Origin of the sequence: Methylophilus aquaticus, assembly GCF_030769565.1 — a bacterium.
In the GTDB taxonomy this organism is placed as follows: Bacteria; Pseudomonadota; Gammaproteobacteria; order Burkholderiales; family Methylophilaceae; genus Methylophilus; species Methylophilus aquaticus.
Window position 1 is genome coordinate 157906 of record NZ_JAVCAP010000014.1, and the last position, 13332, is coordinate 171237.

Genomic DNA, 13332 nt, shown 5'->3' on the forward strand with positions numbered 1-13332 from the left:
CACTGTTAAGGTTGTTAAAAGGGATTGTTTTCTGTTTGCAGTTGGGGCAGAGTGGGCTGTCATGCTAAAAAATACTTTTTAAGTGATTGATTAAGGCGAATCAGTGTTAGAAAACTATTTCCCGATTCTAATGTTTATCTTGGTGGGCCTGGGTGTTGGCTTAGGGCCACTTGTCCTCGGTAAAATTGTCTCTCCACATCGTCCTGATGCGGAAAAAAACTCTCCTTACGAATGTGGCTTTGAGGCTTTTGAAGATGCGCGCATGAAGTTCGATGTTCGCTACTATCTGGTTGCCATTCTGTTTATTCTGTTTGATCTCGAAATTGCTTTTCTATTTCCATGGGCGGTAGTTATCCAGGAAATTGGAGCAGCAGGGTTTTGGGCGATGATGGTTTTCTTGTTTGTGTTAGTGGTTGGCTTCATTTTTGAATGGATGAAGGGTGCCCTTGAGTGGGACTGATCGGAATGGGATTGATGCAAAATGAGCATTGAAGGCGTATTGGAAAAAGGCTTTGTCACAACCACGCTGGATACGGTGATTAACTATACCCGTACCGGATCATTGTGGCCGATGACATTTGGCTTGGCGTGTTGTGCGGTGGAAATGATGCATGCCGGAGCGTCCCGCTATGATCTGGACCGTTTTGGTATTGTATTCAGACCCAGTCCGCGACAATCAGATGTGATGATTGTGGCTGGTACGCTGGTTAACAAGATGGCGCCAGCCTTGCGCAAGGTCTATGACCAGATGGCTGAACCACGCTGGGTAATTTCCATGGGCAGCTGTGCCAACGGCGGGGGTTATTATCATTATTCCTATGCTGTGGTTCGTGGCTGTGACCGCATTGTACCGGTGGATGTCTATGTACCAGGTTGCCCGCCGACTGCAGAAGCTCTGCTTTACGGCATCATCCAGTTGCAGAAAAAAATCAAACGTACTAACACGATCGCAAGAAGCTAAATCATGTCTGCAAAACTCGAACATTTGTCTGCACAACTCAAGCTTGCCTTGGGAGATACCCTAGTCAGGCTAGAGCATAAGCTAGACGAGATCACCGTGGAAGTGGCTGCAAAGCATTTGACGGTGGCTGCTGAAAAGCTTAAAGCGCATGCTGAACTCCAATTTGAGCAGTTGATTGATTTATGCGGCGTTGATTATTCAGAGTATGCCGATGGATTGTGGGAAGGTCCACGCTTTGCTGTGGTCATACATTTATTGTCTGTCAGCTTGAATCAACGCGTGCGTCTAAGAGCATTTGCGACCGATGATGGTTTCCCTGTGTTCCCAACCCTGGTGGATGTGTGGCCAGTTGCAAACTGGTTTGAGCGGGAAGCCTTTGACCTCTATGGCATGATGTTTGAAAACCACCCCGATTTGCGTCGATTGCTTACTGACTATGGATTTGTCGGTCACCCTTTCCGTAAAGATTTTCCGATGATTGGTAATGTCGAAATGCGTTATGACCCGGTACAGCAACGCGTGATTTATCAGCCGGTCTCCATCGACTTAAGAAATAATGTACCGCGCGTGATTCGTGAAGAAGGAGCGCACCGTGGCTGAGATTAAAAACTACACCATGAACTTCGGTCCGCAGCACCCAGCGGCTCACGGTGTATTGCGCTTGGTGCTGGAGTTAGACGGTGAGGTGATTCAGCGTGCTGATCCGCATATCGGCTTGTTGCATCGTGCCACTGAAAAATTGGCTGAAAACCGTACCTACCTGCAAAGCGTACCCTATATGGATCGGCTGGACTATGTGTCCATGATGGCCAATGAGCATGCTTATGTGATGGCCATCGAGAAAATGCTGGGTATTAGCGTGCCTGAACGTGCACAATATATCCGTGTGATGTTTGATGAAATCACACGTGTACTGAATCATTTGTTGTGGTTGGGCGCCCATGCACTGGACGTCGGTGCCATGACTGTCTTCCTGTATGCTTTCCGTGAGCGAGAAGATTTATTTGATGTCTATGAAGCTGTTTCGGGTGCACGCATGCATGCAGCTTACTACCGTCCTGGTGGCGTGTATCGTGACTTACCGGAGAAAATGCCGCAACACGAAACAACCAAGTTCCGCAGTGCAGATGAGATCAAGAAGCTGAACGAAAATCGTCAGGGTTCCGTGCTGGACTTTATTGAAGACTTCACGACGCGCTTTCCAGCGTATGTGGACGAATATGAAACCTTGCTGACGGATAACCGTATCTGGAAACAGCGTACCGTAGGTATTGGTGTGGTTAGCCCTGAGCGCGCGCTGGCATTAGGCATGACAGGTGCCATGTTGCGCGGTTCTGGCATTGCTTGGGATTTGCGTAAAAAGCAGCCGTATGAAGTCTACGCTAAGATGGATTTCGATATTCCAGTAGGTGTGAATGGTGACTGTTATGACCGTTACCTGGTGCGTATCGAGGAAATGCGACAATCCAACCGTATTATCAAGCAGTGTGTGGATTGGTTGCGCAAACATCCAGGCCCCGTCATTACCGATGACAATAAAGTGGCCCCGCCAAATCGCGAGGGCATGAAAACCAATATGGAAGACTTGATTCATCACTTCAAATTGTTTACAGAGGGGTTTCACGTCCCGGCCGGAGAAGCTTATGCGGCTGTTGAACACCCCAAAGGCGAGTTTGGTATTTACATGATCTCTGATGGTGCCAATAAACCTTATCGTTTGAAAATTCGTGCACCGGGATTTCCTCATCTGGCAGCATTGGACGAGATGACACGTGGTCACATGATTGCCGATCTGGTGGCAATTATCGGGACACAGGATATTGTGTTCGGCGAAATTGACAGATAAGCGGCGTAAACAGAACAGCAAGGGTCAAGCATGTTAAGTGCAGAAGCAATTGAAAAAATAGAATACGAACTGGCCAAATACCCCAAGGATAGACGTCAGGCAGCTGTGATGTCGGCCCTGCGTATCGTACAAATCGAACGTGGCTGGTTGTCCAAGGAAAGTGTTACGGATGTTGCCAAATATCTGGGTATTCCCGAGATTGCGGCGATGGAAGTGGCTTCATTTTACAATATGTACGACCTGCAACCTGTCGGTCAATATAAAATTACGGTCTGTACCAATATTTCCTGTATGTTGCGTGGTTCTGATGAAATTGTTGATCATTTGCAGCATACATTAGGCGTGGGCTTTAACGAAGTGACTGCTGATGGCAAGTTCTGCATTAAAGAGGGTGAATGCATGGGTTGTTGTGGTGGCGCACCATTATTACACGTCAACAATACCCACATGCACGAGTTTTTGACCACTGAAAAAGTGGATGCCCTGCTAGAAGAACTGAATAAAGGCTGAAGGAACTCGAATAATGGCTGAGCAAACCACAAAAATGGCAACGCGCAAATCCTCTTCTGCTAAAAAAGCGGCTCGTCCAGTCGTCATGACTGACCTGACAGGTCAGACGCTGGTTACGCTACGTACACTTAATGAGAAAAATCCTGCCTCGCTGGCTACCTACGAAAAATTGGGTGGATATGCTCAGCTCAAGCGACTGGTCACAGAAAAAATCAAGGCCCCAGAGATCATTAATCAGGTGAAAGTCTCAAACCTGCGTGGTCGCGGTGGGGCCGGTTTTCCCACCGGATTGAAGTGGAGTTTTATGCCGCGCTATTACGACGGCACAAAATACCTGGTCTGTAATACGGACGAAGGCGAGCCTGGTACATTTAAAGACCGTGACATTATTCGCTATAACCCGCACCAGTTAATTGAAGGCATGGCGATTGCAGCTTACACTCTGGGTGCGCGCGTCGGTTACAACTATATCCATGGTGAAATCTGGCAGGATTACGAGATTTTTGAAGCGGCACTGGCTGAAGCGCGCGAAGCGGGCTATCTGGGTGAAAACTTGTTTGGCAGCAACTTCAGCTTTGATTTATATGCCGTGCATGGCTATGGTGCGTATATTTGCGGAGAAGAAACTGCGCTGATTGAATCGATTGAAGGCAAAAAGGGTCAGCCACGTTTTAAGCCACCGTTTCCTGCCAGTTATGGCGTATTTGGCAAGCCGACCAATGTGAATAATACCGAGAGTTATGCCTCTATTCCATGGATTATGCAGCATGGTGGCCAAGCATTTGCTGACCTCGGTGTGCCTAACTCCGGTGGAAGCAAGTTATTCTCGGTTTCCGGTCATGTCGAAAAACCGGGTAACTATGAAATCAGGATGGGCACGCCATTTAAAGAACTGCTGGAAATGGCCGGTGGAATCTGGAAAGGGCGCCAGTTGAAAGCTGTCATCCCTGGCGGCCCATCAACAGCAGTGATGCCTGCCCGCGCAATTGAAAATGCCACTATGGATTATGATGGCTTAAGCAAAGCAGGTTCCAGCCTGGGCGCTGGTTCAATGATTGTGATGGACGACACTACTTGTATGGTCAAAACGCTCAAACGATTGAGCTACTTTTTTTACGAAGAAAGCTGTGGTCAGTGTACGCCTTGCCGCGAAGGCACCGGCTGGGTTTATCGTATTATTGAACGTATTGTTGACGGCAAAGGCAAGATGGAGGATCTGGATCTGCTGACTGACCTCAGCAATAACATTTCCGGACGTACCATTTGTGCGTTGGGTGATGCAGCAGCGACGCCGGTACTCAGTTTTATCAAGCACTTCCGCCCAGAGTTTGAGTATTACATTCAGCATGGTAAATCCATGGTGGATGGAAAATAAATTAAAGATGGACCACAAAAAATCTATTTTTGAGTGTTTGACTGCAATTTTGTCAATGCGCAACAAATAAGTTTTAGAGATAGCAGACATGTTAAACATCGAAATTGACGGCAAACCACTAGAAGTCGAACACGGCAGCACCATCATTGATGCTGCAGATGCCGCAGGCATTGCCATCCCGCGCTTCTGTTACCACAAGAAACTGTCAGTGGCTGCTAACTGCCGCATGTGTCTGGTGCAGGTCGAGAAATTCAACAAACCACTGCCTGCCTGTGCAACGCCAGTGGCGGATGGTATGAAAATCTATACTCGCAGCAAGGCAGCGGTCGAGGCCCAGCAAAGCGTGATGGAGTTCCTGTTGATCAACCATCCGCTGGATTGCCCCATTTGTGACCAAGGCGGTGAGTGTGACTTGCAGGATATCGCAGTTGCCTATGGTGCCTCCGGTTCTCGCTACACTGAAGAGAAACGTGTGGTCTTTAACAAGAATATCGGCCCGCTGGTCAGTACTGACATGACGCGTTGCATTCAATGTACACGTTGTGTGCGCTTCCTCAAGGAAGTTGGTGGCATGCAGGAGTTGGGGATGGTGGGGCGAGGCGAACATGCGGAAATTACTGCGTATGTTGATCAGTCCGTGAACTCGGAACTCAGTGGCAACATTATTGATTTATGTCCTGTTGGCGCATTGACCAGCAAACCTTTCCGTTATTCTGCCCGTAGCTGGGAACTCACACGGAGATCGTCGATTGCGCCGCATGATGGTTTGGGTTCTCACATTGAAGTGCATGTGAAAGATCACAAGGTCATGCGTGTATTACCGCGTGAAAAAGAGTCAATTAACGAGTGCTGGTTGTCAGACCGTGACCGCTTCTCTTACGAAGGTCTCAACAGTCCCGACCGTTTAAAAGTGCCAATGATCAAGCACAACGGTCAGTGGCAGGAAACAGACTGGAAAACGGCGCTGGAATTTGCAGCAGGCCAACTCAAAGACATTACCAAGCAGTATGGCGGCGATGCACTGGGTGTACTGGTTTCACCTAACAGCACGATGGAAGAAGGCTATCTGATCAAGCAACTGTCTGAAGGGCTTGGTTGTGGTAATGTGGATTATCGTCTGCGCCAGACGGATTTTCGTCTCGATGGCAAGCGAACCGGCACGCCATGGATGGGCTGTAATATTCAGGAAATAGAAGAACTGGATCGTATTTTGCTGATCGGTTCAAATATCCGTAACGAGCACCCACTACTGGCTCAGCGGATTCGTAAAGCGGTGGCCAATGGTGCCGAATTGTGTATCGTCAGCCCGCTCGACAATGATCCATTGATGGACGTGGCACATAAAGTGATTGTGCGTCCGAATGATATGGTCAATGTCCTGGGACAGATTCTGAAAGCCATGTCCGGCCTGCAAAAACTCTCGCTGTGCTTGCCGCCGACATTAAATACCTTGCTTGAAGAAATTAAAGTCCGTCCTAATACGCAGAAAATTGCCGAATGCTTGGCCGGGATCAGTGAAGAACTGATTCTGATCGCGCCTAAAGTCGGAATTTTTCTGGGGAACATGGCCTTGAGCGACCCTCGGTTTACAGAAATGTATAGCATGGCCGAAGCCATCGGCGGCATTACGGGTGCAAAAGGCGGTATTTTGCCGCCTGCCGCCAACAGCACTGGCATGCATTTGATGGGTGTGATGCCATCCGCGACAGGCATGCATGCACGCGCGATGATTGAAGTGCCACGCAAGGCATATTTATTACTGAATATCGAGCCTGAGCTGGATTGCCAGCATGCAGCGCTGGCTACAGATGCCATGGCGAAAGCCGAGTGCGTGATTGCGCTGACAGCTTATAAATCAGCTGCGCTTGAAAATGCTGACATTCTGCTGCCCATCGCGCCATTTACTGAAACTTCCGGCACGTTTATGAGTATGGAGGGTCGCGTACAAAGCTTCCAGGCAGTCACCAGACCGCTAGGCGAATGTCGTCCGGCATGGAAAGTATTACGTGTACTGGCCAATACACTGGGTTTAAATGGTTTCGATTACAACAGTTCTGAAGAAGTTAAAAACAAAATTTTCCATGGCGAAAAACCTTCAGCATTGGTATGGCGCAGCCTCAATAACAACCTGAAAGAACTGGTTGAGATTCAGATCAATATCAAAAAAGAAGGCTTGCAACGGATTGGGGAAGTGCCGCAATACGAATCTGATCCGATTGTGCGACGCTCACCGCCACTGCAAAAGACCAAATATAATATTCGTCCGATGGCGCGCATGCATGCAGACCAGTTGACTGAACTTGGACTACAGGACGGTGATCTGGTGGTTGCGTACCAGGATAAAGGCAGTGCGCTTCTCAAGGTTCGCCTCGATAACCATGTAGCCAAAGGCTGCGTACGGGTGGCCGCGGCGCACCCGTTGACTGCTGGTCTGGGCGATCTGATGGGGGATATCACCATAGAAAAAGCCTCCACAGAGCATGCCGCTCTTTACGAAAAACAACTGACTGAGATGGCGTAACATGCAATTCTTTGCTCAACTTTTTGGCTCTTACTGGACAGACGTGCAACTGGTGGTGTGGACGTTGATAAAAATCGTTGCCATTGTGTTGCCTTTGATGATTGCCGTGGCTTACTTGACGCTGGCTGAGCGTAAGGTGATTGGCTATATGCAGGTGCGGATTGGTCCTAACCGCGTGGGCTATTTTGGCTTGCTGCAGCCGCTGGCAGATGGCCTGAAGTTACTGTTCAAGGAAATTATCCTGCCAACGGCTTCGAGCAAGGCGCTGTTTTTTATTGGCCCGATTCTGGCCATTGCACCGGCATTTGCGGCGTGGGCCGTGGTGCCATTTGATAGCACACTGGTATTAGCCAATATTGATGCCGGTTTGCTTTATATTCTGGCCATGACATCGGTGGCTGTGTACGGGGTGATTATTGCGGGATGGGCTTCCAACTCAAAATATGCGTTTCTCGGCTCTCTGCGTTCCGCGGCACAGATTGTTTCTTATGAAATAGCGATGGGATTTACCCTGGTGGGTGTCTTAATGTGTGCCAATTCGCTCAATCTCGGCAAAATTGTCATGGGGCAGGAGGGTGGTTTCTGGCACTGGTACTTTATTCCATTGTTTCCGCTGTTTATTGTGTATTTCATCAGTGCCGTGGCAGAAACCAACCGCGCACCTTTTGACGTGGCGGAAGGTGAATCTGAAATTGTAGCCGGCTTTCACGTTGAATATTCCGGCATGGCATTTGCAGTGTTTTTCCTGGCCGAGTATGCCAACATGATTCTGGTGTCAGCCCTGGCTGCCCTCATGTTTCTGGGGGGCTGGTTATCGCCTGTACCTTTCCTGCCTGACAGTGTGTTATGGCTACTGGCCAAGATTGCATTTCTGCTATTCCTGTTCTTATGGTTCCGAGCGACCTTCCCGCGTTATCGCTATGACCAGATCATGCGTCTGGGCTGGAAAGTATTTATCCCGATCACACTGGTATGGATTGTGGTGGTCGCTGCAATGATGCAAACCCAATGGGCTTATTTGTTCCATTGATGGTGGAATCGGATTGAATTTTGAGACAACAACCTTATGTTGAACACAATTAAAAACACACTGGGAAGTTTGATGTTATGGGAAATGCTCAAAGGCATGGCCCTGACTGGACGCTATTTCTTTGCTAAAAAGATCACCATTCAATATCCTGAAGAGCGTACACCGCAATCCAATCGTTTCCGTGGATTACATGCCCTGCGTCGTTATCCGAACGGTGAAGAACGTTGTATTGCCTGCAAATTGTGTGAAGCGGTATGCCCGGCGCTTGCGATCACGATTGAGTCAGAACAACGCGAAGACAATACGCGCCGAACCACCCGATATGACATCGACCTGACCAAGTGCATTTTCTGCGGATTCTGTGAAGAATCCTGCCCGGTTGACAGTATTGTGGAAACCCGTATTTTTGACTATCACGGCGAACAGCGTGGTGATTTGCTTTACACCAAAGAAATGCTGCTGGCCGTGGGTGATAAATACGAAGCACAAATTGCAGCTGATCGCGCACAAGATAAATCTTATCGATAAGCTGACAGGAAAATAATCATGATGTTTACCGATGTTGTATTTTATGTGTTGGCGGCGATATTGCTGCTCTCAGGCCTGCGTGTGATTACCACGCGTAATCCGGTGCACGCTGCTTTGTTTCTGGTGCTGGCTTTTTTTACTGCGGCAGGCATCTGGTTATTGTTGCAGGCCGAATTTCTTGCTATTGCGCTGATTCTTGTCTATGTAGGCGCCGTGATGGTGCTGTTCCTGTTTGTGGTGATGATGCTCGATATTAACATCGACAAATTACGCGAAGGCTTTTGGGAGTATCTCCCCATGGCAGGCACTATCGGTTTGCTGATGATTGTTGAAATGGGCATGGTTTTGGCGGAAAAGAACCTGCGCCCAAGCCAGGCAGTGACTTTGCCACCTAACTACAGCAATACAGCTGAATTGGGAAAAGTGCTTTACACCGATTATCTGTTACCGTTTGAGTTGGCTTCCGTTGTGTTGCTGGTGGCCATGATTGCCGCCATCGTGTTGACATTGCGCGATCGTAAAGACAGCAAATCCATGAATCCGGCCGATCAGGTGAAGGTAAAACGTAATGACCGCCTACGCATCATTTCCATGCCTGCAGAAGTTGAGCCAGAGCACGTGGCGCCAGAGGAGGAGAAATAATATGGTCGGTTTGTCGCATTATCTGATTCTGGGGGCCTTGATGTTTGGCATCAGCGTGATTGGTATTTTTCTTAATCGCAAGAACGTCATTATCTTGCTCATGGCCATTGAGCTCATGTTGCTGGCCGTGAATCTTAACTTCATTGCTTTTTCGCACTATCTGAACGATATTGCCGGGCAGGTATTTGTTTTCTTTATTCTGACGGTGGCTGCTGCAGAATCTGCCATTGGTTTGGCGATTCTGGTGGTGTTGTTCCGTAATCTGCGTACCATCAACGTGGACGATCTGGATCAATTAAAAGGTTAAGTGGTGATGACAATAAAACAAATCCTGATGCTGATTCCACTGTTGCCTTTAATGGCTGCGGCCGTGGTGGGTATTTTTCGTAATTATTTACCACGCACGCTTGCCCATGTGCTGACGATTGCAGGGGTTGCAGCTTCCTGCGCCTTGTCCGTGTATGTGTTTAACCAGACACTCAATGGCTTCAGCCTGAATGAGTCAGTGTATACCTGGCTCAATTCAGGGGATATCCATTTTGAAGTAGGTTTTTTGATTGATAATCTGAGCGCCATGATGATGGTGGTTGTGACTTTTGTGTCGCTGATGGTGCATATTTACACCATCGGCTATATGGAAGAAGACCCGGGTTACAGCCGTTTCTTCAGTTATATATCCCTGTTTACGTTTTCCATGCTGATGCTGGTCATGAGCAATAACTTTATGCAGCTGTTCTTTGGCTGGGAGGCGGTGGGGCTGGTGTCTTATTTGCTGATTGGCTTCTGGTTTACTCGTCCGACCGCCATTTATGCCAACCTTAAAGCGTTTCTGGTGAACCGTGTGGGGGATTTCGGCTTCCTGCTGGGCATTGGCATGGTGCTGTATTACTTTGGCAGCCTCGATTATGCAACGGTTTTTCAACGTGCGCCTGAGTTAGCCAATACGCAGGTCAACCTGCTTGGAAACACTTCATGGTCCCTCATGACAGTCACCTGTTTACTGCTGTTTGTGGGGGCCATGGGCAAATCGGCACAAGTGCCGTTACATGTCTGGCTACCTGACTCCATGGAAGGCCCAACCCCGATTTCCGCCCTGATTCACGCGGCGACCATGGTGACGGCAGGTATATTTATGGTGGCACGCATGTCACCCTTGTACGAGTTGTCTACCACTGCCTTGTCGACAGTGATGGTGATTGGTGCCATTACTGCATTGTTTATGGGTTTTCTGGGCATTATCCAGAACGATATCAAGCGCGTGGTGGCCTATTCTACCTTATCTCAACTCGGCTATATGACCGTAGCCTTGGGCGCATCGGCTTACTCAGTCGCCATTTTTCACCTGATGACACACGCTTTCTTTAAAGCGCTCCTGTTCCTTGGTGCTGGCTCTGTGATTATGGGTATGCACCATGATCAGGATATCCGCAACATGGGTAACCTGAAAAAATACCTGCCCATTACCTGGATTACTTCGTTGATTGGATCACTCGCATTGATCGGCACGCCATTCTTCGCAGGCTTCTACTCAAAAGACAGTATTATCGAGGCGGTAGAGCTCTCACACATCCCGGGCAGCGGTTTTGCCTATTTTGCTGTGATTGTCGGCGTGTTTGTCACCGCGTTTTATTCTTTCCGCCTGTATTTTTTGGTGTTCCACGGCAAAGAAAAATGGCGCCAACCGCACCAAACACAGGATGCGCATCTTAACGCCACTGACAATGCTAAACATGACACGCAAGAAGATAGCCATGCGCACGATGACCATACGCATGACGATGCCCACCATCATGGCCTTGGCCCTAATGATGATCCACACGAGCCAGGCTGGGTGGTGACACTCCCATTGATCCTGCTCGCCATCCCGTCATTCATTATTGGCTATATTGCGATAGAACCCATGTTATTTGGCACATTCTTCAATAACGTCATTTTCGTTAATGCTGAAAGTCATCCGGCCATGGCGCATCTGGCGCACCATTACCATGAGATGATGCATAGTCCTGCCGGCATGGCGATGCATGGCTTGACCAGTTTGCCATTTGCTCTGGCAGCTTCCGGTGTCCTGTTGTCCTGGTTTTTCTACATGAAGCGTCCGGATATTCCGGCCGCTATCAAGCAACGCTGCAACCTGATTTACCAAGTGCTCGAAAACAAGTATGGCTTTGACAGCTTTAATGAAAAATTCTTTGCCAATGGTTCTCGCTATCTCGGTAAGCTGTTGTGGCAGTTTGGCGATATCACCCTGATTGATGGTGCCATGGTCAATGGCACCGCAAGAGTTATGGGTAAAATAGCTGCCAGGGTCCGTCATTTGCAATCCGGTTTAATCTATCACTACGCCTTTGCCATGATTATTGGCGTATTCCTCTTCATGACCTTTTTTATCAAAATTAACTGATGATGCAAGCCGACCTCAATAGTATTTCATGGTTAAGCCTGGCAATCTGGATACCGGTTGTTTCCGGTATGCTGGTACTGCTGCTCGGTGGTGACCACAAAGCAACACTGACCCGCTGGGTGGCATTGGTGGGCAGCCTCGTCAGTTTCCTGGTGACCATACCGCTATACACCCTGTTTGATGTGAAAGACGGATTCTTCCAGTTTGAAGAATTATTGCCATGGATTCCCGCATTCAATATGCATTATCACCTCGGTATTGATGGCTTTTCATTGCCATTGGTGCTGTTGACCAGCTTTACCACGGTGATTGTGGTGCTGGCTGGCTGGGAAGTGATCACCAAACACGTGGCCCAATACATGGCCGCATTCCTGATTATGAGTGGCATCATGATCGGCGTCTTTACTGCACTGGATGCCATTCTGTACTACGTGTTCTGGGAAGCCATGTTGATCCCGATGTTCCTGGTGATTGGTATCTGGGGTGGCCCTAATCGCGTCTACGCAACGGTGAAGTTTTTCTTGTACACCTTGCTTGGCTCCTTGCTGATGCTGGTGGCGTTTATCTATTTGTATCACCAAACTGGCAGTTTCGAACTGGCTGACTTTTACCTGCTGCCGATTTCACTACATGCACAGATTCTGATTTACATTGCCTTCTTCATGGCATTTGCAGTAAAAATCCCCATGTGGCCTGTACACACCTGGTTACCTGACGCACACGTGGAAGCGCCTACAGGGGGGTCTGTAGTCCTGGCCGCGATTGCCCTGAAGCTGGGTGGTTACAGCTTCTTGCGCTTTGCCATGCCGATTGCACCAGATGCCGCGCATTACTTTACGCAGGCGATGGTGGTGTTGTCATTGATCGCGGTGGTCTACATCGCATTGGTGGCGCTGGTGCAAAAAGACATGAAGAAGCTGATTGCTTACTCTTCGATTTCTCATATGGGCTTTGTTACGCTGGGCTTTTTTATGTTCAGCCAGCTGGCACTGGAAGGCGCGGTCATGCAAATGATCTCCCACGGCTTTATCTCAGCTGCGATGTTCCTGTGTGTGGGCGTGTTGTATGACCGCGTGCACAGTCGCGAGATTTCCGCTTATGGCGGCGTGGTGAACACCATGCCGGTGTTTGCAGGCTTTGCGGTGCTGTTTGCGATGGCCAACAGTGGCCTGCCTGGCACCTCTGGTTTTGTGGGGGAGTTTATGGTGATCCTTGCCGCAGTAAAATTCAATTTCTGGGTGGCTTTCTTCGCCGCCTCTACATTGATTTTTGGTGCAGCCTATACCTTGTGGATGACCAAGCGTGTATTTTTTGGCGAAGTCGCCAACCATCACGTGGCAGAGCTCACAGACCTGAACAAGCGTGAGTTTCTGATTCTCGCTATTTTGGCGATTCTGGTGATTGGATTTGGGGTTTATCCACAACCGATTACTGAAGTAATGCAGGCAACCAGTGCAGAGTTTCTGAAACACATGGCAATCTCAAAATTGCCGGTCACTGGTTATTAAAAGCAGGATG

The 13332-nt window shown here is 48.7% G+C and carries 13 protein-coding genes; all 13 read left to right on the forward strand.

What is annotated here, in order from left to right; translation table 11 throughout:
- Positions 1 to 130 precede the first annotated feature (130 nt).
- The 13 genes from Q9291_RS07240 to Q9291_RS07300 all read left to right on the forward strand — a co-directional run bounded on the left by Q9291_RS07240 (position 131) and on the right by Q9291_RS07300 (position 13322).
- Complete coding sequence (locus Q9291_RS07240) at positions 131 to 460, forward strand: NADH-quinone oxidoreductase subunit A (protein WP_306389525.1); 330 nt, start codon at positions 131 to 133, stop codon at positions 458 to 460.
- Between the two features lie 21 nt (positions 461 to 481).
- Positions 482 to 961: a NuoB/complex I 20 kDa subunit family protein gene (locus tag Q9291_RS07245; protein ID WP_306389361.1), complete on the forward strand. Its 480-nt coding sequence runs from the start codon at positions 482 to 484 to the stop codon at positions 959 to 961.
- 3 nt (positions 962 to 964) lie between these two features.
- Positions 965 to 1561, forward strand: a complete 597-nt coding sequence (locus Q9291_RS07250) for an NADH-quinone oxidoreductase subunit C (protein ID WP_306389362.1) — start codon at positions 965 to 967, stop codon at positions 1559 to 1561.
- On the forward strand, positions 1554 to 2807 hold the full coding sequence (locus tag Q9291_RS07255; RefSeq protein ID WP_306389363.1) for an NADH-quinone oxidoreductase subunit D: 1254 nt from the start codon (positions 1554 to 1556) through the stop codon (positions 2805 to 2807). The genes Q9291_RS07250 and Q9291_RS07255 overlap by 8 nt, the downstream gene beginning before the upstream one ends.
- 30 nt (positions 2808 to 2837) lie before the next feature.
- Positions 2838 to 3317, forward strand: a complete 480-nt coding sequence (gene nuoE / locus Q9291_RS07260; protein ID WP_306389364.1) for an NADH-quinone oxidoreductase subunit NuoE — start codon at positions 2838 to 2840, stop codon at positions 3315 to 3317.
- Positions 3318 to 3402: 85 nt separating this feature from the next.
- A complete protein-coding gene (gene nuoF / locus Q9291_RS07265; RefSeq protein WP_306389526.1) occupies positions 3403 to 4692 on the forward strand; it encodes an NADH-quinone oxidoreductase subunit NuoF in 1290 nt (429 codons plus the stop codon).
- 88 nt (positions 4693 to 4780) lie between these two features.
- Positions 4781 to 7213 carry an NADH-quinone oxidoreductase subunit NuoG gene (gene nuoG / locus Q9291_RS07270; protein ID WP_306389365.1) on the forward strand — a complete coding sequence of 811 codons (2433 nt, stop codon included), beginning with the start codon at positions 4781 to 4783 and terminating at the stop codon, positions 7211 to 7213.
- A 1-nt stretch (position 7214) separates the two neighbouring features.
- Positions 7215 to 8243, forward strand: a complete 1029-nt coding sequence (nuoH, locus tag Q9291_RS07275; RefSeq protein ID WP_306389366.1) for an NADH-quinone oxidoreductase subunit NuoH — start codon at positions 7215 to 7217, stop codon at positions 8241 to 8243.
- A 36-nt stretch (positions 8244 to 8279) separates the two neighbouring features.
- Positions 8280 to 8771: an NADH-quinone oxidoreductase subunit NuoI gene (nuoI, locus tag Q9291_RS07280; protein WP_306389367.1), complete on the forward strand. Its 492-nt coding sequence runs from the start codon at positions 8280 to 8282 to the stop codon at positions 8769 to 8771.
- An 18-nt stretch (positions 8772 to 8789) separates the two neighbouring features.
- Positions 8790 to 9413: an NADH-quinone oxidoreductase subunit J gene (locus Q9291_RS07285; RefSeq protein ID WP_306389368.1), complete on the forward strand. Its 624-nt coding sequence runs from the start codon at positions 8790 to 8792 to the stop codon at positions 9411 to 9413.
- Position 9414: 1 nt separating this feature from the next.
- Positions 9415 to 9720, forward strand: a complete 306-nt coding sequence (gene nuoK / locus Q9291_RS07290) for an NADH-quinone oxidoreductase subunit NuoK (RefSeq protein WP_306389369.1) — start codon at positions 9415 to 9417, stop codon at positions 9718 to 9720.
- A gap of 6 nt (positions 9721 to 9726) precedes the next feature.
- Positions 9727 to 11814: an NADH-quinone oxidoreductase subunit L gene (gene nuoL, locus Q9291_RS07295; protein ID WP_306389370.1), complete on the forward strand. Its 2088-nt coding sequence runs from the start codon at positions 9727 to 9729 to the stop codon at positions 11812 to 11814.
- Positions 11814 to 13322: an NADH-quinone oxidoreductase subunit M gene (locus tag Q9291_RS07300; RefSeq protein ID WP_306389371.1), complete on the forward strand. Its 1509-nt coding sequence runs from the start codon at positions 11814 to 11816 to the stop codon at positions 13320 to 13322. The genes nuoL and Q9291_RS07300 overlap by 1 nt, the downstream gene beginning before the upstream one ends.
- Positions 13323 to 13332 lie beyond the last annotated feature (10 nt).